Origin of the sequence: Methylocapsa sp. D3K7 (genome assembly GCF_029855125.1) — a bacterium.
In the GTDB taxonomy this organism is placed as follows: domain Bacteria; phylum Pseudomonadota; class Alphaproteobacteria; order Rhizobiales; family Beijerinckiaceae; genus Methylocapsa.
The window spans coordinates 3,422,788-3,444,432 of the sequence record NZ_CP123229.1 but is presented as its reverse complement, the minus strand read 5'-3'; the positions used below and the strand labels follow the sequence as shown (position 1 = coordinate 3,444,432).

General features: G+C 51.2%; 16 protein-coding genes and 2 pseudogenes. 8 read left to right on the top strand and 10 right to left on the bottom strand.

The window, feature by feature from the left end; translation table 11 throughout:
* Positions 1–83 precede the first annotated feature (83 nt).
* The 8 genes from QEV83_RS16230 to QEV83_RS16195 form a co-directional block, all read right to left on the bottom strand.
* The gene (locus tag QEV83_RS16230; RefSeq protein ID WP_280128711.1) at positions 84–1,004 is read right to left on the bottom strand and encodes a glycosyltransferase family 2 protein; all 921 of its coding nucleotides are present in this window, start codon (positions 1,002–1,004) and stop codon (positions 84–86) included.
* A gap of 151 nt (positions 1,005–1,155) precedes the next feature.
* Complete coding sequence (locus QEV83_RS16225) at positions 1,156–2,253, bottom strand: endo-1,4-beta-xylanase (protein WP_280128710.1); 1,098 nt, start codon at positions 2,251–2,253, stop codon at positions 1,156–1,158.
* 33 nt (positions 2,254–2,286) lie between these two features.
* Complete coding sequence (locus tag QEV83_RS16220; RefSeq protein WP_280128709.1) at positions 2,287–3,717, bottom strand: O-antigen ligase family protein; 1,431 nt, start codon at positions 3,715–3,717, stop codon at positions 2,287–2,289.
* A gap of 54 nt (positions 3,718–3,771) precedes the next feature.
* Positions 3,772–5,184, bottom strand: coding sequence for an MOP flippase family protein (locus QEV83_RS16215; RefSeq protein WP_280128708.1), 1,413 nt, complete (start codon positions 5,182–5,184; stop codon positions 3,772–3,774).
* A 41-nt stretch (positions 5,185–5,225) separates the two neighbouring features.
* The gene (locus QEV83_RS16210; protein ID WP_280128707.1) at positions 5,226–5,891 is read right to left on the bottom strand and encodes a hypothetical protein; all 666 of its coding nucleotides are present in this window, start codon (positions 5,889–5,891) and stop codon (positions 5,226–5,228) included.
* A gap of 233 nt (positions 5,892–6,124) precedes the next feature.
* Complete coding sequence (locus QEV83_RS16205; protein WP_280128706.1) at positions 6,125–7,096, bottom strand: glycosyltransferase family 2 protein; 972 nt, start codon at positions 7,094–7,096, stop codon at positions 6,125–6,127.
* A complete protein-coding gene (locus QEV83_RS16200) occupies positions 7,036–8,331 on the bottom strand; it encodes a hypothetical protein (protein WP_280128705.1) in 1,296 nt (431 codons plus the stop codon). The genes QEV83_RS16205 and QEV83_RS16200 overlap by 61 nt, the downstream gene beginning before the upstream one ends.
* A 129-nt stretch (positions 8,332–8,460) precedes the next feature.
* The gene (locus tag QEV83_RS16195; RefSeq protein WP_280128704.1) at positions 8,461–9,240 is read right to left on the bottom strand and encodes a WecB/TagA/CpsF family glycosyltransferase; all 780 of its coding nucleotides are present in this window, start codon (positions 9,238–9,240) and stop codon (positions 8,461–8,463) included.
* A 632-nt stretch (positions 9,241–9,872) separates the two neighbouring features.
* Between QEV83_RS16195 and QEV83_RS16190 the strand changes: the two genes are divergently transcribed.
* A complete protein-coding gene (locus tag QEV83_RS16190) occupies positions 9,873–10,124 on the top strand; it encodes a transposase (RefSeq protein WP_280128703.1) in 252 nt (83 codons plus the stop codon).
* Between the two features lie 110 nt (positions 10,125–10,234).
* Here QEV83_RS16190 and QEV83_RS16185 read toward each other — a convergent pair whose 3' ends face one another.
* Positions 10,235–11,596 (bottom strand): undecaprenyl-phosphate glucose phosphotransferase, encoded by a 1,362-nt coding sequence (locus tag QEV83_RS16185; RefSeq protein ID WP_280131109.1) that lies wholly within the window; start codon positions 11,594–11,596, stop codon positions 10,235–10,237.
* Positions 11,597–12,145: 549 nt separating this feature from the next.
* Between QEV83_RS16185 and QEV83_RS16180 the strand changes: the two genes are divergently transcribed.
* The 5 genes and pseudogenes from QEV83_RS16180 to QEV83_RS16160 all read left to right on the top strand — a co-directional run.
* A complete protein-coding gene (locus QEV83_RS16180; RefSeq protein ID WP_280128702.1) occupies positions 12,146–12,619 on the top strand; it encodes a hypothetical protein in 474 nt (157 codons plus the stop codon).
* 3 nt (positions 12,620–12,622) lie between these two features.
* On the top strand, positions 12,623–14,938 hold the full coding sequence (locus QEV83_RS16175) for a polysaccharide biosynthesis tyrosine autokinase (RefSeq protein WP_280128701.1): 2,316 nt from the start codon (positions 12,623–12,625) through the stop codon (positions 14,936–14,938).
* 252 nt (positions 14,939–15,190) lie between these two features.
* Positions 15,191–15,431, top strand: a pseudogene (locus tag QEV83_RS16170) (transposase); the annotation flags it as partial.
* Positions 15,432–15,533: 102 nt separating this feature from the next.
* Positions 15,534–16,625 (top strand): IS5 family transposase, encoded by a 1,092-nt coding sequence (locus QEV83_RS16165; protein WP_280127807.1) that lies wholly within the window; start codon positions 15,534–15,536, stop codon positions 16,623–16,625.
* A 171-nt stretch (positions 16,626–16,796) separates the two neighbouring features.
* A pseudogene (locus QEV83_RS16160) lies at positions 16,797–17,378 on the top strand (transposase); the annotation flags it as partial.
* 837 nt (positions 17,379–18,215) lie between these two features.
* Here the strand turns inward: QEV83_RS16160 and QEV83_RS16155 are convergent.
* A protein-coding gene (locus tag QEV83_RS16155) for an IS630 family transposase (RefSeq protein ID WP_280127821.1) occupies positions 18,216–19,285 on the bottom strand; the annotation gives its coding sequence in 2 pieces (ribosomal slippage) (positions 18,216–18,799 and positions 18,799–19,285; 1,071 coding nt in all).
* Positions 19,286–19,528: 243 nt separating this feature from the next.
* On the opposite strand from QEV83_RS16155, the gene QEV83_RS16150 reads away from it, so the two are divergent.
* Positions 19,529–20,620 carry an IS5 family transposase gene (locus QEV83_RS16150; protein ID WP_280127807.1) on the top strand — a complete coding sequence of 364 codons (1,092 nt, stop codon included), beginning with the start codon at positions 19,529–19,531 and terminating at the stop codon, positions 20,618–20,620.
* A gap of 258 nt (positions 20,621–20,878) precedes the next feature.
* The gene (locus tag QEV83_RS16145; RefSeq protein ID WP_280128700.1) at positions 20,879–21,166 is read left to right on the top strand and encodes a hypothetical protein; all 288 of its coding nucleotides are present in this window, start codon (positions 20,879–20,881) and stop codon (positions 21,164–21,166) included.
* The last annotated feature ends 479 nt before the right edge of the window (positions 21,167–21,645 follow it).

Below are 21,645 nucleotides of genomic sequence, written 5' to 3'. Positions count from 1 at the left end.
AGAGCCGACATTTATGTCCGTTACGAATTCCTTTCCTATGGTGTCATTATACAATATGTGCTAAAAGAATCCACGAACTTCTACTAGACCGCACGTGCGCCGGCCCACTTCACAATGGTGTTGACTATCCGACGATATGATCGCTGTGGAAGATATGCTCGAAGCGTTTGCCTCAAGATAATCGTTAAGGGAACCCTGGCCACCATCAATCCAAGCCACAAGTCTCGCGCTACCACCAATGGCTCGTGTCTTCCCATATAGTAAGGAAGAACTGTAGCGCGGTAACCAAGCTTCGCTCTCTCGGTCATAAGTTGTGCGCAATGATCGAGCCATGTCAGGACGGGTTGGTACCCATTCAAATGCGAGGTACGGCCCGTTTCGGTTGTGTCCGTCCAGATGATAAGTGGCTCGTCGATCATGCGAAACCTTGCGCCTGCTTTCTGCAGGCGTAGACAAAAGTCAAGATCTTGGCCCTTACGAAGACTTCCATCGAATTTTACCTTGCGGGCCAGTGCGATTGGTAAAACGATTGTCGACGTTTGGATCAGTTGATTTTGAACGAATAGATACTCCCCGACGTCCTCATTCTGGCGAATTCCCCGTTCAGGCCGTACCCAGTACCGAGAAACTCCTCTGTCGACTTTCATCGACGAATAAAGAACTTCGTCGTCCTGAAACGGCATTTCTGCGGACACTCTTTCGAGCTTGTTCGGAAGAAACATGTCATCCGAATCTAAAAAAGCAATATATTGACCTCGCGCTTCTTCAATTCCCCGATTTCTCGCTGCTCCACCTCCGCCATTCCTCTGGTGAACATACCGAATGCGGGGATCGTTCAGGGATTGAACAGCGATCTCGGGATTGTCCGACGATCCGTCGTCTATGACGATAACTTCGAAATTCGAAACTGTCTGTGCGATCACCGACCGCAGGGTCGCGCGGATAATGTCTGCGCGATTGAAAATTGGTATGACTATCGAAAAGAGCGGAATATCGTTTGCCACACACTAGCTCCGAGCTTCTTCGGTAACACGAGCCCTGTCTAAATCCCCCGAAAATACTGTTGATTCCAGATCGATTTATACTAAGGAATCCATACCTTTTTAAGGGCACGAGGTCGACAAATTCGGGGAAGTGAAACTTTTCCGAAAACTTTCAAATGGGTGTTTTGTCGTAAGCGGATACCATCGCGTCCCACATGGGCTTTTGCTTGAATTCTTGATCGAAAGGAAGTCCTCGCGACGACTGGCCGTCGGGCCATCTGTAATGTTCGTCCCGCGAAAGCCATGAATATTTGTCCGTGATCCCCCACGTAAGGCAGCCAATAACGGACGGTTTGGAGAACGCCACATCCAAAAACCTGTGAGTCAGGGAGGCCACATCGGCATCGCGTTGAACATGGTCTTCGGGACCCCCAGCATCCGCCACATCAAACTCCGTTATCAAGATCTGCAGTCCCAGTGATGCAACGTCATCCAAGAATCTTGAAAAGACCTCATCTGAATACTTCACGCGATAAGCCTTAAGATGCCCTTGAATACCAAGTGCGTCGATTGGGACATTTTTTGAAATAAGGCGTTCCAACAGCTTGAGTGTCGCTCGGCGTCGCCGTTCACTCCAAGCGACATCGCCCTCCAAATTGGCTTCGTTATAGTAGAGGGAAGCATCCGGATCGGCAGCTCTCGCGCAATGAAATGCGGTCTCGATATATGATTCGCCAAACGCGCGAAACCAAATAGACTGTTGTCTCAAACCACTCACAAGACCGTCATCAGGCTCGATAGCCTCATTAACAACGTCCCAAGAATTGAGCTGACTCCGATAGCGCCCGACGATGGCTTCGATATAGCCAGTCAATAATTTCTCGTCTCTGGTTACAACAATCTCTTCACTGAGCCATTTCGGGTTTGCACGATGCCATACGAGGGTATGCCCTCGCATTAACTGACTATTGTGCTGAGCAAATTTCAGGATGGCATCAGTTTTTGAGAAATTGAATACGTTTCGCTGTGGCTGGAGCACATTCCGTTTGGTTTCGCCCTCGGCAACAAGTATTCCGGCTTCCCGTACGATAACTTTCCGGTATTCCTCGTTGCTCAAAAGTTGCTCGGTGCAAACCGCCGCACCGTAAATACGATTATGTCGGGACGCTCGGACTCGGAGCGGCTCACTGCTTTCTGCCTTTGCCGAGTTTCCAATTAAAATAGGCAAGGCGGCCCACGATCGGAGAAAGTCGCGGCGACCCAGCAGCATCAAAGGAATCTCCCGTCATCGGCCGGGATCGTCTTATGGGGTTTGGTACAACTCATGCCTGACCCCGCTACGTTTCGATAGTAAAGGAACAAACGGCCGCTTTCTCAACAACAAGCTTCGCATAGCGTCACGCTTCCTAAGACGAGACATCTCGTTATTGTGAACAATACTTATCGCAATTACGACAAAGATCCAGACTTGTCTGTCCGGCGAAAAGAATTGTGCCTCTGTGAAATTTTGCAAAACTCCAAACAACCATATCGATAGGCACAGAGCATACAGCGGAGAATCCTCGCGTCGTCCATTCAAGATTCTAACAAATGGCAAAATGACCAGGGAAAAAATAGCAAGCATAAGTCCAATTAAGCCAGTTGTTGTAAGAGCCTCCAAGTACCCATTATGAGATTGGGTTACTTCCAACACAAATTGCGATATAGCGAGTGAAAAGATTGGCGATTGGTACCCAATACCCCAAAATGAACCGTACCCGGAACCGAACCAAATATGATCTTTGATGTAGCTCCAAAGCGAAATCCAAATAGCAACGCGCCCGGACAGATTCTCAGGATTGGTAAGAAACGTGTAAATTTGTTCATAGTCCACTATTCCAAGTACAATTATCGTTAATAGAAAATAAAGAAACAATAAAGCAAAAAGAGTATTTCCTGATCGCTTCGATGCCATGCTCCGATAGAGCATGCCTATGACGATCACGACGAATGCCAATCCAAGCGCCGTCTTGGAGCGGGTCCCTAGTAGAAAAACCGTCGACCCAGCCAAAAGAACCCAATCGACAGTTTTTTTTCTGTTCAATGCAAAGTGTAAGAACACTAACATTGAAATCACCATCATCGGTCCTGCGACGTTTTTGTGCCAAAAAATGCCGCGCCAATTTCCTACTAGTGTAGCATCAGATTCATTTGGAGGATGCACAGCAAATGAGAATATGGGGACTGACGAAAGCACTACTGCAGCTACTGACGCAATAAGCGTGAACGTTAGAAAATAATATAATACTCTTAAAGTCTGTTTTTGGCCCAAAAATCTTACTAATACTGCAGCTGAAATTAGTATTATAATCGTATTTATCGACCTACGTAAAGACGCACTCGGATCAATTGCCCATACACAACTAACAACACACCACGTACATGCGATAATATAAGGCACAGATATCGCTCTAAAAATCACATTAAAGTCTTTTATAAAAGCTGTCGTAATTACAGTTGAGAATACTATTAAATAGGACACTCTCCTTAATGTATTCCCATCCATATTACTAGTCACTGACTGCCCAATATAATCCTTCACGTCGTTTGGCATTGCTGCTTCGTAATTGATCCGCACAACGACCGTGTATAAAAGGCAGCATAATAAAGTAGAATTGAGCAAGGGCAAATAATGAGCTAAGCGCCCACGCTGCGAAGACTGGGCCTCCGGTGCCAACCTTTGATTACAGCGCATCCGATCTCCTACCATGTTACTGGATAATTCGCGCTTGCTCGGGCTCGCAAATATTTAAGCGAGCCTGCGGCGTACCGGTTCCACCATCAATAATTCTGTCATCGATAATAGCCATCCTCGATTGAGGAACCAGCTAGCGCCAACATAGACGACGACTCCAGCCGCGCCGCCAAGGGAGAGACGCGCAAACGCCCCTTCAACGACTTCGAGCACCACGATCTCGGCAGCGGCGGCACAGGCTGTGCTCAAGGCTGGCAACAAAAGCACGCGGTGGTACTCGGTGAATCCAGCTCCGCATACTGGCCGCACCAAAGTCGCCCAAAAGATGGGAACCAAGAGAACATAGAGTATGGTTAGAGCGATTGGAATTCCTAAAATGCCGAACTGCGCTCCAAGACCAACAAAGACAAAGAGGGAGATGGAGACTGTCATCGCCGAGACCGTTGCAAGTCTGGTTTCCCCGGTTGCTAAGAGCAGTATTCCGACAGGATTTCCTATCGACCGGACCGCGCACCACAACGCGAGCACGCGCATGACTGATATGGAGTCACCCCATTTTGGTCCCATCACAATCTCAATCGCGTCCGAACTGAAAACAGCTAAAAATGCATAGATTGGAAAGTTAACCGAAGACGTCATATTCAACGCCTTAAGATAGACGGACTTAATTCTCGGCTTGTCGTGGGCGACGGAGGCAAGCAACGGAAAGCTGACACGGTTTACGATCGTATTGACCACGAACATAATTCGTAAACAGAGGTCACGCGGCTGGAAATAATAGCCGAGAGCCGATCCAGGGATGAGTCGGCCACCTAGGATTACATCACCATTTAGAGCAAGTGCATTGAAAAATTGGAAGACGACAACGTTCAAGCCGAATGACATGAAGCGCTTGGCTGTTACGAAGCGGAATGTCAATTTCGGCCGAAATCCATCCGCCAACATTACCCAGCATAGGCCTGAAACACCAATCGCATTGGCTATGTTGCCGGTCACGATCGACGAAGCACCGAATCCAAACAGTGCCATAACGACCGCAACACAGAAACCAAGGAGCGCCGAGAGAATCTCGATCCTGAACAAACCCTTGAATTGCAGTTTTTTCTCCGCGAGGGAACGCTGCTGTTGGCCAAAGGCCGTGATGAAAAATACGGTACTTGCCATCTGAATAAGTGGCGTCAACCTGGTATCACCATAGAACCACGCGATAAGCGGACTGGCAGCAGCAACCGCAAACGTGACACCGCCACCAAGCATGAGGTTCAACCAGAATAGGCTGACCAGCTCGTCCGACGTAACATCACGAAACCTTATGACGGCATTGCTAAGCCCCATGTCTGTGAACACAATGCCAACATTGATGATCGTGACTGCGATGGCCACAGACTTGAAATCCGCTGGATCGAGCAAACGGGACAGGACAACAATTTGCGCGAGGGCTATGGCCGAGCGTCCGATCATCGCCATGCTGGTCCAACGGATGGCGGCAAAAGCCGCAGTTCGGGTCGTCATGACATCTTGCCTGCCACGGGTAAACCATAAGCCGCTATCATCGCGCCAATCTGTTTGTCATTGGCGTCCGTTCCGAGAACGTTATGGTTGTATAGAGCCACGTCTTGCCCCCCCTTCCAGAGTACAAACCGACGCACTGGTCCGACCTTACGAAACTGAGCGCCATTGAGCGAAGCCATCCAGAAAAGCCAGATATCGTCGGCACTGGGGCAAAATGTCTGGAAACGCTCCTTTTGCGTGACGTCCGTTGTGAATATGCTTGGTCGATAAAGAATACCTCCAAGGCCCGTCGGAAAAATCGCTTTTGACGCATTCGTGTTTGCGGTCTCGAATTTCCAATCGCGATAGGGAGCCGGCCTGCCATCAGCGCGAAATATGATTTGATGAGCGCGATGACACAGGACTTCTTTTGCCCCCGGTTTGTAGGCACTGACGAGTTCCTCAAGCCAAGTCGGCCAATAATATACGTCGTCATCCGCCGTAACGATGACGGCATCCGGATAAGAGATCAGTGTCGGTATGATCTTCTTGTAGGAACCTATGTCAGAGCAAGTCTTTATAGACAAACCATGCGCCACGAGCGCCCAAATCGTGACAGGAAGCGTCCTGACGTCTTTGTCAGCGACCCACAAAATTAGATGATCAGGCTTGATGGTCTGCATCAGCAAACTTTGAAGAGTTCGCTGCAGCACCGAGAAGCGAGGCGGATATGACGTGAGCGACACGACCAATGGAGTGTCAAGGTTGTGAGGCTTTGAGAAACGCGCGTTGTGAACGAGCCACCGCAATGCGATCCATGAAGCCGTAAGTTGGGCAAACTGGTCCCGGAACATTCTCTTGAAGGCGTGGCAGGATCTCGTCGAAACGTTAGTAACCATTGGTGACATTTCCAGGCTTATCTATATGCTCGATACCGAATACCCAACAACGCTGCGATTTCGCCCAGAGATCGTGATGTGAGACACATTGCCTCTATCATTTGACCCTTTCGTTTGGCTGTTGGTAAAATCACGATCATCGTTGTCATAAGACGGCCTATCGACTTCACAAAGATAGCTAAGTGTCCGAGGTGCAGGTAGCGCCAGCGGAGTTGGATAAGCGCATTTGTGTTTCCAATGCGGAAGGAACGCATGGTGATCCAGCGAAGCGTCATGCGGCTCACAGGGACGTCCTCAAAAACGCGCGCATTACTGGCCCACGCGAAATTGGCACCTAGCGCCTTCGCCCGCGTGAAAAATTCGACATCCTCGCCGCCGGTCAAGCTAAATTCCATATCGAACCAAGGTCGAGAAAATTTCTCGAGAAATTGACGAGTGAGAATTGCGTTGCACGTTCCCCACAACATCTCTGTCGGACCGTCGACCTGCTCCTGGCGATACAGAGAAAGTCGCTCTATCCAAGACGGGGGCGAGCCCATGAATACCGGCAGAACCGTTCCGCCCACTGCGTCGGCGCCAGTCTGCTGCTGCATTTTCAACATCGCGTCGAGCCATTGAGGTTCTGGCCATTCGTCGTCGTCGAGAAGGGCCACGAACTCGGTGTTGGGGATTTCAAGGGCGGAGGCTATTAGCGAATTCCGGACATGGGATACGCCTCGGTCCGCGACGACTATGCTTCGGATTGGGAAACGGTATCCGGAAGAAATCAGGCGGTGCACCACCTTGACGCCCCCCCGGAAATCTACATCATTATCGGCGACCAACACGGTTACCTCAGCTGAGGTGTCCAACTTCTCTATATGAGTCAAAGCCTTATTGAGCCCCAGAGGCCTTCGAAAAGTTGGTATGATAATCGCGACGTGAGGCACTAGACCATGCTTCCAGACGGCTTGCGCAGATGCCAATGTCGAAAAGTGATGCCATCGCATCCAGCCATCCATCGGGTTTTGAGTATCGCGATACCCCAGTTCATTATGGCCTGGCCAATCAGAATACCTATCAAAGTATAGACCGGCGTAAGCACCAGAGCGAATGCTAGCACGGCGATGACTGCAACGACGGCAGACGCTACGCCAGTGCTCCCTAGGGGTTTGAACCACTGCGCGGCCTGGAGTAATACGCTCGGCGGAGTTGACCAACTCTGCAGCAACGAAATCCAAGCCCAAAGAAAGAAAGCGATTTTAAGCGTTCCTATATCGTATGAAGGGCTGAAGAGGAGACGCGGGAACCACACGAGGCAAGCCACTCCGGCGCTGATGGTACCCGTCCAAGTCAAGATCACCGCTAAACGGAAGAAGGCAACGGATTGAAGCGCCGCAGTCATGTCTCCGCTTGCCAAATGTCGTGCCATAACCGGACGTTCGAGCTGTGTGAGCGAAGTTATGATGAGCGAGATCGGTTTGACGAGTAGCGTAGCCGCAGCGATCGGGGCGAAGGCCGCTGGACCCGCATGTAGCGTCACGACATACGAGTGTGCATTCGCTGTGGCTTCTGAAGAAACGACGCCAAGAAGCGTCCATCTGGCATGATCTCGCCAGACATCACCGTAATCACGAAATGACCCTACCCAGGCACGTCTGAATTGCATTTCGATGAATGCCAGACCGATCGCGATCACCCCGCCGGTTGTCGCCACGCACAACATAGCGATAGCTGACAACAACGAAAGGCTTGCGAACGGTACGGATGAGATGCACATCAGCAGTACCCCTGCAAAAATGAAGTCTGAAATGACGACCGTGGTAGGTCGATGAATCGCATACAAGTGGGCTCGACCGAACCAGCGAATCATCGCTAGAAATCCAAAAAGACCGAAAAACCACGCTTCGACCGAACGGCCAAGCGTCATAACAATTATGATGCAGAAAGCTGCCCAAATGGCGGATAGAGCAAGATTGACTTTGAAGTACGTTTGAGCGTCCTTATCACCCATCTGGGTATTGTTGATCCAAACCGTATAGGGCGTGCAAACAAGCGCATTGGACAATCCAAACCCAAATTGGATAAATCCAACTATGAATGCGAACAATCCAAACTCGGTCGTTTCCAAGGTTCGCAAAAGATCCATTTGAAGTAGAAACTGTGTGGCAGAAACAGCTACCGGCCCGAGTGCGGCCAACCCAAAGCGATGCAGACTTTGAAGGAAGGCACCTAAGATTCGCATAAGGGTCCTTGATAAATTTTGCTGAAATTGCTCGTTCCATTACGATGCGATGAAACGGTCCGCAGCGCGTTATCGTGACGTTTTATCCTGTATAGCCGACGCAAGAACGTCCGCTCTCTGTATAGGAAATCAGATATTGGCATCGATAACCGTTGTTCTCGTCCGGGTTAGCAACATGTACATGGCAACTGGGTTTGTTGTGAGATATCGCCACAACATCTGTCGTGGACGTGTTGCGAGCCTATGCAGCCATTCCAGTCCGGCATTTTGCATCCATTGAGGAGCGCGAGGATACTCACCGACGACGTAATTGAAACAGCCACCGCAGGTCACTGCCCAGCCGACGTTGAGTCGATGTTTATTGCGCACACAAAAGGCTTGCTCCTTGGGCTTCCCCAAGCCAACCCACAGAACATCGACATTTAGCCTATTAATGTTTTCGCAGAGACACGCTTCGTCGGCTTCGATAAAAAAGCCATCGCGGCGGCCCACAATCTCAAGTTCCGGGTAGAGTTTCTTCATAACTATCTCGCAACGGGCGTTCACTTCCTCTGTGCCGCCCAGAAGATAAAATCGACAACCATTTCTGGCCGCGTAGGCCGCGGCATCATGGAAGAGATCAGATGTTGCGCTTCTCTCAGGTATAGGGGAACGGGTAAGAAGGCGGGATGCAAGCACTACTGCTTGCCCATCCGCATGGATAATATCCGCTTCAGAAAGATCTCTACGGTAGGCATCATTCCAGCGAGAAAGGGCCAGCCCATGTCCGTTAAGATCGAAAACAAGTTTGCATGGACCGTTTTTTTCCCGCGCTTTCACGCAATCTTCGGCCATCGATAGAATCATATCTTGCCGCGACAAACGTTTTGTTTTTACACCGCCGACAACCACGGTTTGGATAGCTGACATCGTACGCTCCGGGCAGAATTGAATGAATAATTATAAATAATGTCAGTTAATAATAGTTTGTCAAATGTTATTAGCGACGCGGAGCGTTTCATCCCGCACGCGGAATGGCTCTCATCTTCAAGGGCAAAGAAAGAACTTGGACTGCCGAGGCCTGGATCGTCCTCATGGATCTGGTCGGCTTCCTTAGGCGGGGCGCTCGCGATGGTATGCGATCAAATTTCGCGCCTTGCCGTCGAGTTAGCGCGGCCACCCTCCTGGGATCACAGACGAGTCTTCGATGGAATTTTCTGGATCGCGCGAACCAGCGAGATTTGGCCCATAAATTCGGCAAATGAGGCTCGGTCTATCGGCAGTTTCTCAGATGGACGCGAGCCGGACTTTGGGATGTTGTCATCGAAGCCCTGGCAAAAACAGCCAAGCCGTTCCAGACTCAGTTCAAATGATCGACACAACCATCGTCCGCATGCATCACCACGTAGCGCGCGGAAAGGGAGGAATCAGAGAAACGCTCTTTGCCGTTCGTGCGGTCGCTTCTCGACCAAGATAAACCTCCGAAGGAACACATAAGGTCTTTCGATTGGAACCGCGTCTCGTTCGGCAAAACGCACGACGTAAATGGCTACGAGGCGTTGATGGGTAAAGCAACATCTGATCCCATCGGCGGCAGCGCGCCGGTCATTCCCACAAAGAAAAATGGGTGTTTTCAAATCGAGATCGACAGAGCGAATTATGCTATGCGGAATCGCATCGAACGTTGCTTCAATCGTCTCAAGAACGCACGCCGCTTCACAACCCACTATTACAAACTCGCCGAGACATTCGGCGGTTTCGTTCGTCTCGTCGCGATCAGGAGGTGGCTACGTCACATTGTCAACACGGCCTAATATCGCGACAAGAACAAACAATTCGGCTTCCCTAGTGTTTGATGATTTCTCGAGCCCGATTACACCACTCTACAGATACATTCGGTCGATGACCGGGCGCCTAACGCAACTCAATAGGCGCGACCGCGTAGAACTTCGAAGCAGGTGCGCCCAATGATGTTAATGTCCAACCAAAACGACCAGTGACCGATGTACCAAAGGTCAAGTTTGACACGTTCGGCCATCTGTTCAACGCGCTTCGTCTCGCCTCGTAATCCATTTACCTGCGCCCACCCCGTGATGCCGGGTTTGACATGGTGGCGAAAGGCATATTCTGCGATTAGAGACTTATATTCATGGTCGTGGGCAAGCGCATGGGGTCTGGGTCCGACCAACGACATGTCTCCCATAATGACATTTATAAGCTGGGGCAATTCATCCATACTACATCGCCGCAGAAATCGCCCAACGCGGGTTACCCGATGGTCACCGCGGCATGCCTGAGTTATCCTCGGCCCGTCCTCGAGAACCTTCATCGTTCGAAACTTCAAGATGACGAATTGTTTGGCGTTGAACCCGTTCCGGCGCTGCCGGAACAGAATCGGACCAGGGCTTTCTAGCTTAACTGCTGCCGCTGTACAGACCAAAATCGGCGACAAAATAAGGATCGCCGTCGTGGCCAAAACAATGTCGAGTGCCCGTTTAAGCACTCTTTCGGACAGCGTTATCGGCTCGCGTTGCAGTTTTACCGCGAGGGACGGCTGCCCCGCCAATAAGGCATCACGTCCTAACATCGATCTTATGTTACTGTCCGGCAGCAAGCGGACCGGCAAAGGAGATGCGCGCAATTGATCTCGCACGCTTTGCAGTAGCACACGGCTACTCCAACGCATAGCGATTACAAATTCCTCGGCGCCGTGTTCCCGCGCTTCATGAAGCGCCTTATTGACGTTGATGCGCACCTCATCTGAGCAGGACGCATGAATTGCCCCAATTGAAATGCGCGAGACTTCTCTCATTCCAAAATAGCGGGCTAAAAATGTTCGACTTAATCCAATGAGTTCGGTGGGTTCGCCGAGGATGACAACGCGTCGTCCTACTCCACTTTCCTCAACCATTATTAATCGTAAGACCCGTTCAACGACGATATGGACCACGTACAAAAGAATTAGTTGTATAAGGAGGCTATAAAAAATTAACTTCGAATATACTTCAGTTTCACCATCAAGCGATAGGAATGCAACAGAAACTAGAACACACGAAATAACCCACGCTTTTAAAATACATACTACATATATTAATTTATTAGATAGCGCTTGTGGCCGATATAACCCGTTATTATAAGCTATATAATGAAGCATAAATCCATTTATAATTGCAAACGTAATGATGGACTGCTTATTTGTTATAATTTTATCATGTATATACGTGTAATAAATAAGACATATCGAATATGAAGCAAACACAAGAAAGAAGTCAGCTACCTCCGCCATTATACCAACATTTTGGTAGGACAACGGTAAATGCCTAGTTGTTGACATTTGCCGATCGATTTCGACGTTTGTGCGGGTAAAATCGTTAAATCGACTAAGGTACATTAGGCTAACCTCGCGCGATATGTTGTTATTTCCGGAGTTTAACTCTATATACATCGTTATCAAAAGGATCTAGCCGGCAGATATCTTGTAATATTACTTAAGTTAGCCTTTTTAATCAGTACAGCGGTACTAAATTATATTTCTCATCTTCGTTTGTTATCTGTTGGCAATCCTGAGGTCTGTTCCTCAGGGTCCCATTGGTGATGATTAATGAATGATAATATTCATTATGTCAACACTAAATTGCGATCTTCCCTCAAGGTAGAGTCTGCATGTTGCATCGCAAATAAATAACTGTTATAAATCGTTATGCATCAACACCGCTTCCTCTGCGATATGGTATTGCAATTCAAAACCGGATTTTGGGTAGCCTGCGCGTTTACTTGCTATTCGAATGCCTTCGCCGCATGCAAACTGGACACTCCTACGACTAACCCTTCAGCCATGAACGAATTTCTTCTAAAGCCGGAGAGTATGTTGGCTGGCCAAATCGGCAACAAACGCGAAGCCCTTGAATTGAGCACCACGGTGAGCGAAATTGTAGCAGCTGGCATGAGCCCGGCAGTGGTCCAAGCTTTTAAACTTATTCTGCCGAGGGCATCACTTCCGCAGAAAGAGGCAATTGGAGAGGGTTTTTATAATGCGATGACCCATTGTCTCCGGATCGATTCGCAGACTGCCACTCGCATAGAGACCGCTATTCCAACAATAGGCGACAGAGATGTCTCTCTCGCCTATGCGCGCGCAGCACTTCTGTCTGAGCTATTTGCGGACACTTCCCATATTGGAAATTTGATCCCTTCTGCGGCAACGAAGCCTCAAGCGAGAGGGGGGCAGCTGATAGGTGAGCCGACCGTCTCCAATCCTGGGAATCTCAAACTGGCCGATCCATTCGGATCGCCTGACATTTGGCGGTGATGCATGACTTTCGAACAATTGTCTCGAATTCGGTTGGCGCACAACACGGCAGCAAAGTCTCGCGATGACCCATTCTTGCAATCGGAAAACCCATTTGGATCCAGTGAAGGCCCTCCCCTCAAATTGCTGGACGTTCTCGGTATACTGCACCGACGGTGGCGGTGGCTCATCGTCGGATGTATCTCTGGGCTTACTCTGGCGCTCTCCTATATCCTACTTGCAACGCCCCTCTATACGAGTACGGCGAGCATTTTGATTGATACACGAATGAATCAGAATTTACAGACTCAAAAAATCGTAGAAGACACACCTGTCGATACATCGCTGGTAGATAGCCAGGTTCAAGTCTTATCATCGGAAAGCATTATACTTCCTGTTATCAAGTCAATGAACTTAACTCATGATAGTGAATTTGTGGGTCCGCCAGATGCACTTGGTCAACAGATTTTGTGGTGGCTAAAGGGTTTAATTACAACACTGAAACAATATTTAGCTCTTAAAGACGACACCGTGGTCGATGCGGACGCTCTCCTGGAAAGAACCGCCGTTGAAACATTTCTCAAACTCTTAAGTCCAAAACGGGAAGAACTCACCTACGTTATCGACATAGCTTTCAAATCGGAGGATCCAAACAAATCAGCGAGGATAGCCAACGCGGTCGCGGATACCTACGTTGCTGCCTCACTGGAGGCGAAGTACACGTCGACAAAAATAGCCAGCGATTGGCTTAAAGATCGGCTGATTGAATTGAAGGTTCAAACGACTGATGCCGATAGAGCGCTACAAAATTATAAAACGGCTAACAATATTGTGGAAACAGGCAGAGGCCTGTTGGATCAACAACAGATATCAGATCTGACCTCCCAGTTAATTTCAGCTAGAACAGCTACCGCTGAAGCGAAAGCACGGTTAGATCGTATCCAACAAATCAGCGCCGATGGTATTCCAGATGCAACGGTGACCGACGCGCTAAACAACAGTGTGATTACCCGGCTTCGCGCGCAATATTTGGATGCGGCGGCGCGGGCAGCTGATCTAACCTCTCGCGTGGGAAAAGCACACAAAGCAGTGGCCATGGTCACTGACCAGATGGATGAGCTGCGTAAATCAATTCGAAATGAAGAAAGGCGAATCGCGGATGCCTATTCGAGCGACTATGAGATCGCCAAAGCGCGAGAAAAATCCTTAACGGATAGCATGTCCGAATTGGTGGGCGAGGCGGGGACGAGCAGTCAAGCTCAGGTCGCAATGCGTGACCTCGAAAGTTCCGCCGATACTTATCGAAATTTATACAATAGCTTCTTGCAAAAATTCCAGGAAACTATTCAAGCGCAGACTATCCCGGTCACAGATACTCGTATCGTCACGAAAGCCACGCCGGCGTTGTCAAAGAGTGCGCCAAAGTCTGCGTTGGCACTTGCGGGAGGGGTCTTGCTTGGCCTATTCTTAGGCGGAGGGGCAGCCATAGCCCGGGAATGGACCGCTGAAGAATTTCGAACTCATACGGAGGTCGAGCAAATCACCGGTGAGCTTTGTCTCGGTATTTTACCCAGCGTCAGGCCAAATCGGAATTTGTTGCGACGTCTTGCGCCGTTGAGGAGTCCCGGTCCTGCCTTATCGGAAAATATCGCAGAATTTGTTCTTAAATCGCCGAATTCACGTTTTGCGGAAACGCTCCGTAATATCAAAATATTGATTAATGCCGCTCGGCTCGAGCACGACGTCAAGGTCATCGGTGTTGTGTCTTCTGTGGCCGGAGAAGGCAAAACAACCATTGCTGCGAATTTTGGAACTCTCTTAGCCGCATCCCCGGGGGTGCGTACGCTCGTTATCGATTGCGATGTTCGCCAAAGGTCATTGACTGGTATATTGGCACCAGATGCTCATGAAGGACTAATCGAAGCACTCGCGAATCCATCGCGACTTGCATCGTTCGTTTACCATAGAAAGCAATCCCGGCTAGATGTGTTGCCTTGCGTTTCCGGGAAGGCAATATCGAACGCGGCTGAGTTACTCGGCTCGCGTCAGATGGAGGAGCTGCTTACCACTGCCCGCGATTCCTACGATTTTATTATAGTCGAGATTGCGCCAATCGTGCCTGTAGTCGACGCGAAGGCGATAGCACGATTCATCGATAGCTTTGTTTTCGTTGTTGAGTGGGGTCGGAGCAAGCGAAGTCTCGTTCTGGAGGCCCTCTCAAATAGCGAGATCATTCACGACCGTCTCATCGGTATCGTACTTAATAAGGCTGATCCTGCCGCCTTGCGTAGCATTGAGGCTTACAAGGGAAAGCAATTCAGAAGTTACTATGCAGAGTGACGCTCTGAAGCAAATAGCCAACGAACATTAACTGCACATGACTTCTTTATTTAATTGGCGCAAAATCTGGCGTGCTACGATGAACTGCGCCAGAAGTTTGAGATCACGCAATGGTTCCTGCGGTTATTCAGATCGTCTATCGATGTGGGAAATCCTGTCGAACACATCGACAGCAAGCTGGACGCTTCCAAAAACCTCGCGATTTCGTGGCGGATATGATTCCGTCAGTGAAGCAGATTCGGGGGCATCGGCATGCGCGGTCAGGCGGGGTTCTTTGATTTCGACGAGCGCCTGAAGGATCTGTCCGCCAAGGGCGATGACCTCGAGCGGACCGTTCCCAGATTCGATCGGGCCAAGGGAGGCCGTCCCACATTTGATCACGTTCATGTTCAAGGTGCTGATCCTGCAGTGCAGGCATTCGTTGTCGGACGAGCGCTACGAATATCTGATCAAGGATCGGCCGTCATTCATGCGGTTTCTCGGCCTCGGCGTGGCCAATTTCGACGTCCTTTTCAAGCGAGGAGACCTCCAAAAACTGGTGCGGTTAGCGTAATTTTGTGATTCACTTTGCCTGTTTCGGGAGAGGATCCGTTGGATGGTCGGACAGCCAGGGTTTTTTGATCTCGACGAGCGTCTGAAAGACATTTCGGCGAAGGGCGACGATCTCGAGCGGCTGAATCAAATCGTTGATTTTGAAGTCTTTCGAGCTGATCTTGAGCGCGCCGCGCCCAGGAGCGATCGGTCGAAGGGCGGGCGGCCGCCCTATGATCACATCCTGATGTTCAAGATCCTGATCCTTCAGGCGAGCCATTCGCTTTCAGATGAGCGGACGGAATATCTGATCAAGGACCGCTTATCGTTCATGCGGTTCCTGGGGCTGACCCTCGCCGACCGCGTGCCCGACGCGAACTCGATCTGGAACTTCCGTGAGTCGCTGACGCGCACGATCGTTGATGGCAAGCCTGCGATCGAGGTTCTGTTCAAGCGTTTTGACGCGGCACTGACCGAAGCAGGACTCCTCGCCATGGGCGGCCAGATCGTCGACGCCACGATCGTCGCCGCGCCAAGGCAGCGCAACACCGAGGCCGAGAAGAAGGCGATCAAGGAAGGCTGCATCCCCGAGGCTTGGAAAACCAAGCCCGCGAAATTGCGCCAGAAGGACCGCGATGCGCGTTGGGCGGTCAAGTTTACGAAGGCCAAGCCTGCCGAGGACGGCGCAAAGCGGGTCGATATCGCGATCCCCGCCTTTGGCTACAAGAACCATATCGGCATCGACCGCGCTCATGGCTTGATCCGCACATGGAGGACGACGGATGCGGCCCGCCATGACGGGGCGCAGTTGCCGAATCTGATCGATAAGCAGAACACCGCCAGCGACGTTTGGGCCGATACCGCTTACCGTTCGGCGAAGAACGAAGAGCATATGATCAGGAATGGCTTACGCAGTCAGATCCATCGCAAGAAGCCGAAGGGCAAGCCGATGCCGGAAGCCATCGCAAGAGCCAACGGCAAGAAGTCCAAGGTTCGGGCCTTCGTCGAACATGTCTTCGCCAGGCAGAAGGGGCCGATGGCGCTTGTCATCCGCACCATTGGGCTGACTCGGGCAACAATGAAAATAGGCCTCGCCAATCTCGCCTACAACATGAAACGAATGCTCTGGCTGACGTCCCGGCCAGTGACGGCATAAACAGGCCAGAGAGGCCGGCTCAGCCAAACGGCGCGCCGTACGCCATCAAAAGCAGCCCGCGGAGCAGCGACAATCCAGCGGCCCACGTGAGCACGGGTGTCAACCGAGAATCAGTCCGCAAAAACACGGTTATTGGAGGTGTCCGCGATTCGATGCCGACGTGAGTGCCGGCAGTATCTCGATGCGACAATTGTCGTCGCTCCCGAGCAGCGCAACTCGAAGGACGTGAAGCAGGCGATCAAGGAAGCCCCCATTCCCGACGATTGGAAGGACAAACCGGCCCGCTGGACAGTCAAATACACTAAGGCCAAACCGCAAGACGACGGTCTACTACCCATGGTCGATGTGGCGATCCCCGCCTTCGGCTACAAGAACCATTTCGACATCGACCGTCGGCATGGTCTGATCCGGACATGGCCGGTAACCAGCGCCGCTGCGCATGACGGGCTCAGCTCACCGGTCATCTCGATGCCGACAATATGGCGAGCGATGTCTATGCCGACACGGCCTATCGTTCGAAGCGCAACGAGGCGCATCTGGAGTAGCATGGCTTCATGTCACGCATTAACGTCAAGAAGCCGAAGAACCGGCCGATGCCGAAGCAGACACGCCTAGCCAATTCCCGCAAATCCACGGTCCGCTCGGCGATCGAGCCTGTTCTTCGCTCACGAGAAGGACTTGATGGGGCTGGTCGTGCGCACAATCGGCATCATGCGTACGAAAACCAAGATCATCCTCGCCAACCTCACTTAAAACATGCGCCGCTTCGTCTGGCTCGAAACGAGACCTTTCGCCGTTCCAGCGTAACTGACGCCAACAATGATGGAAGCTCGGACATCAAAACCAGCGCTCGAGCACGCCCCAATATAGCTCTCACCGCCCTAATGATCCAAAATCGTCAGGTATTTGGAGGTGTCCAGCTCTGATTGTGCGTCTCGAAAGTTTTTTTACCCGAATACAGAAAAAAGGAATCGAAATGGCTGCTAATGGGGCCCCCGATCCCGTGACACGAGAGCGAAGGTTTTCAAAAGAAAGAGACTTGGGCATGAAACCTAGCAGCGGCGCACGTTCACAAAAACGAAGTTTATTTGCTGAACGATGTTTTCAACCGGTTCCGTGCAGTACGGTAAATCAAAGCTGAAAGCATTGATATGATAAAAATGAAGAAATTATAAACTATTATATAGAAACAGAAACAGCATGCGATAAAACAAATTATGAATAATTTGATAAAATCCGAAGCATCATTTCTTAAATCTGTCCATTTATAACCTACGCTTCTGGGAGCGCGGCCTTTATGTCCCACATAAGCCATAACGCAACCTCATGGTGTGTAGAAGAGCTATTGTGGCAAACCATAGATTAATTGATAAATTATCATAATTATCAATTAATTGTCAATACACCGTTCGCGGTACGCCATCGAAATGTTTTTCGTCAGCGAAGCTGGGCGGAAACAGTTGCAAGGGCCTTCCGGCTGAGCCCTCAAAACCATCCTATTTGCGCGGTGCCTTTAAACTTACTGATAAGTGAGCACAAACTTGGCAAAAGTATCTGCCGGGTAGGAAACCCCTCAACTTATACCAAAGGTCATAGCGACTGACCGACGTGAGCCCATTCTCGCATCCCGATGGATGTGATTGTTTCAGGCTGGGCTATGAGCTTTCGCCAGGCGGCGCAGGCTGCGTCGATGATGGCATCGTAATTTTCGAAGACGGTGTTTGAGAGCCAGTTCTGACGCAGATACTGCCAGATGTTCTCGACCGGGTTCAGTTCCGGCGCGCGCGAAGGCAGGAAGATCGGCGTGATGTTTTCGGGCACGTTGAGCTGGCTGGTGGTGTGCCATCCGGCCCTGTCGAGCAGCAGGACGGCATGCGCACCCTTGGCGACGTTGTGCGAGATTTCGTCGAGATGGAGCTGCATCATGCCGGTGTCCGCATAAGGCAACGCGAGGGCCGCCCCAACGCCGCGGGCGGGGCAGATCGCGCCAAACAGATAGGCGTTGTCGTAGCGCTGGTCGGCGGGCTGCCTTGGCCTCGTTCCACGCCTGGCCCACTGGCGGACGAGGCCATTCTTCTGGCCGATCCGGGCTTCGTCCTGGAACCAGACTTCGACCGGCGTCGTCTCTGGCAGTTTGTCGAGATGAGCCTTCAGCGCGCGCGGGAAGTTTTTTTGAACGCCTCGACGATCTGTTCGTCCTGGGCTGGATGGCGCGGCCTTGCGCTGATGTGCGAGAAGCCGAGCTTCTTCAAAAGCTTTCCAACGTAGCGCTCGTGGAAGTCGACGCCGAACCTCTCGGCGATGATGCGCCTGAGGTCCACCCGGCGCCAACGCACGACGCCATCCTTCTCACGATCCGGCCCGGCCTCGACGATTGTCGCGAACTCGGCCAACTGCGCGGCTGACAGGCGCGGCGCGGGGCCCTCTGTCCAGTTGTCGATGAGGCCCTCTGGCCCGGTGGCGTTGAAGCGATGGACCCAGTCGCGCAGCGTCTGCCGATCCATCCCGCCGATCTTGGCCGCCGCCCTCCGATCCATCCCGTCCCGCACTGCCGCCAGCGATAACAGCCGGCGACTCTGGTTGACGTTCTTTGAGCGCCGGGCCAACACCCGAAGCTCCTTGGCCAAATAGTCCTCTCGCAATTTCACCGCTGATGGCATGGCGCGAATCCTCCGCGCCAAGGGAATCAGAAAACCGCCGCCAAGGGAATCCACTCAATGAGTCATCCCGCGGGGCCATTAGTATTAACCTCTGTTTTTGAGCGTGAAAACTTCGAGCCCGGGCTCCGATTATGCCAGCCAAGCTTCAGCTATATTTATCACTAAGCTGGAGACCTCCAAAAACTGGTGCGGTTAGCGTAATTTTGTGATTCACTTTGCCTGTTTCGGGAGAGGATCCGTTGGATGGTCGGACAGCCAGGGTTTTTTGATCTCGACGAGCGTCTGAAAGACATTTCGGCGAAGGGCGACGATCTCGAGCGGCTGAATCAAATCGTTGATTTTGAAGTCTTTCGAGCTGATCTTGAGCGCGCCGCGCCCAGGAGCGATCGGTCGAAGGGCGGGCGGCCGCCCTATGATCACATCCTGATGTTCAAGATCCTGATCCTTCAGGCGAGCCATTCGCTTTCAGATGAGCGGACGGAATATCTGATCAAGGACCGCTTATCGTTCATGCGGTTCCTGGGGCTGACCCTCGCCGACCGCGTGCCCGACGCGAACTCGATCTGGAACTTCCGTGAGTCGCTGACGCGCACGATCGTTGATGGCAAGCCTGCGATCGAGGTTCTGTTCAAGCGTTTTGACGCGGCACTGACCGAAGCAGGACTCCTCGCCATGGGCGGCCAGATCGTCGACGCCACGATCGTCGCCGCGCCAAGGCAGCGCAACACCGAGGCCGAGAAGAAGGCGATCAAGGAAGGCTGCATCCCCGAGGCTTGGAAAACCAAGCCCGCGAAATTGCGCCAGAAGGACCGCGATGCGCGTTGGGCGGTCAAGTTTACGAAGGCCAAGCCTGCCGAGGACGGCGCAAAGCGGGTCGATATCGCGATCCCCGCCTTTGGCTACAAGAACCATATCGGCATCGACCGCGCTCATGGCTTGATCCGCACATGGAGGACGACGGATGCGGCCCGCCATGACGGGGCGCAGTTGCCGAATCTGATCGATAAGCAGAACACCGCCAGCGACGTTTGGGCCGATACCGCTTACCGTTCGGCGAAGAACGAAGAGCATATGATCAGGAATGGCTTACGCAGTCAGATCCATCGCAAGAAGCCGAAGGGCAAGCCGATGCCGGAAGCCATCGCAAGAGCCAACGGCAAGAAGTCCAAGGTTCGGGCCTTCGTCGAACATGTCTTCGCCAGGCAGAAGGGGCCGATGGCGCTTGTCATCCGCACCATTGGGCTGACTCGGGCAACAATGAAAATAGGCCTCGCCAATCTCGCCTACAACATGAAACGAATGCTCTGGCTGACGTCCCGGCCAGTGACGGCATAAACAGGCCAGAGAGGCCGGCTCAGCCAAACGGCGCGCCGTACGCCATCAAAAGCAGCCCGCGGAGCAGCGACAATCCAGCGGCCCACGTGAGCACGGGTGTCAACCGAGAATCAGTCCGCAAAAACACGGTTATTGGAGGTGTCCAGCTTATGTTAACTGTCGGATTATCATATATGAATTTATTTTATTGACGTCAATTATCATAGAATATACAGTACAGTACAGAACAGACCCGACCTCAGGCATTGAGGGTATGGCATGTATATTTTAATCCTGCTGGGCCTCATTTTGGGGACTATTTTAGGAAAGCTCTATAAATTTCCAATTTTGATTCCTGTGTATGTACTGGCTACCGTTTCGATGCTAGTTCGTTCCAGGCTGGAGCATTTGGATCTTACGGTGCTTCTCATAGAATTAAGCGTGTTCGGCGTGTGTATTCAAATCGGATATTTTGCCGGAGCCTTGTCGCGGCAAATTCCCGGCTCACACTGGCGTTGGTTTAGCAAGGCCGTAGCCGTAGCAACGGATAAGCATCAACCGCAATGAAAATAGAAAATCCACTCTGATTGTATGCCTACCAACGTAATTATTTCAGAAAAAATTGGGTATAAAGAAAAGATAAGTAAGGAGGAAATGCTATAAATCAGATTGGCAGCTGAACATGAGTACATTTGTGGGACTTACTGGGTTTTTTCGGGCGCCAAAAGTGCTTGTAACTAAATTAGCGACAAGCACAGATTTGAAAACTGAGCCAAGCGTCGCTCTTGTTAAGGGAGGTGCGATTCTTGGGTTCGATGAGCAAGTCCATATAGACCTGGATCGAGCTCACACTGTGCTTACGCCGGATGAAGCGAGGCGATTTGCAGCTCATCTCAAAACAATCGCTTCCACAATCGAGCCTGGCTAACCACGTAGATTAAGAAGCGCTAATTCAGTGTTCTGGCAATCTCCCGGAACGACGACGATGAGGCCAATGTGGTTTCAAGGCGGAGTTTATGTAGCGAAACGTTTCGCTACAGTGAATA

Excerpts from the sequence above, each read along its gene's own strand:
- QEV83_RS16205 (WP_280128706.1), bottom strand. The coding sequence starts at position 7,096 with ATGCGATGGCATCACTTTTCGACATTGGCATCTGCGCAAGCCGTCTGG.
- QEV83_RS16175 (WP_280128701.1), top strand. The coding sequence starts at position 12,623 with ATGACTTTCGAACAATTGTCTCGAATTCGGTTGGCGCACAACACGGCA.
- QEV83_RS16190 (WP_280128703.1), top strand. The coding sequence starts at position 9,873 with ATGGGTAAAGCAACATCTGATCCCATCGGCGGCAGCGCGCCGGTCATT.
- QEV83_RS16200 (WP_280128705.1), bottom strand. The coding sequence starts at position 8,331 with ATGCGAATCTTAGGTGCCTTCCTTCAAAGTCTGCATCGCTTTGGGTTG.
- QEV83_RS16210 (WP_280128707.1), bottom strand. The coding sequence starts at position 5,891 with ATGCAGACCATCAAGCCTGATCATCTAATTTTGTGGGTCGCTGACAAA.
- QEV83_RS16215 (WP_280128708.1), bottom strand. The coding sequence starts at position 5,184 with ATGGCGATGATCGGACGCTCGGCCATAGCCCTCGCGCAAATTGTTGTC.
- QEV83_RS16150 (WP_280127807.1), top strand. The coding sequence starts at position 19,529 with ATGGTCGGACAGCCAGGGTTTTTTGATCTCGACGAGCGTCTGAAAGAC.
- QEV83_RS16185 (WP_280131109.1), bottom strand. The coding sequence starts at position 11,596 with ATGGCGGAGGTAGCTGACTTCTTTCTTGTGTTTGCTTCATATTCGATA.
- QEV83_RS16220 (WP_280128709.1), bottom strand. The coding sequence starts at position 3,717 with ATGCGCTGTAATCAAAGGTTGGCACCGGAGGCCCAGTCTTCGCAGCGT.
- QEV83_RS16145 (WP_280128700.1), top strand. The coding sequence starts at position 20,879 with ATGTATATTTTAATCCTGCTGGGCCTCATTTTGGGGACTATTTTAGGA.
- QEV83_RS16195 (WP_280128704.1), bottom strand. The coding sequence starts at position 9,240 with ATGTCAGCTATCCAAACCGTGGTTGTCGGCGGTGTAAAAACAAAACGT.
- QEV83_RS16165 (WP_280127807.1), top strand. The coding sequence starts at position 15,534 with ATGGTCGGACAGCCAGGGTTTTTTGATCTCGACGAGCGTCTGAAAGAC.
- QEV83_RS16225 (WP_280128710.1), bottom strand. The coding sequence starts at position 2,253 with ATGCTGCTGGGTCGCCGCGACTTTCTCCGATCGTGGGCCGCCTTGCCT.
- QEV83_RS16180 (WP_280128702.1), top strand. The coding sequence starts at position 12,146 with ATGAACGAATTTCTTCTAAAGCCGGAGAGTATGTTGGCTGGCCAAATC.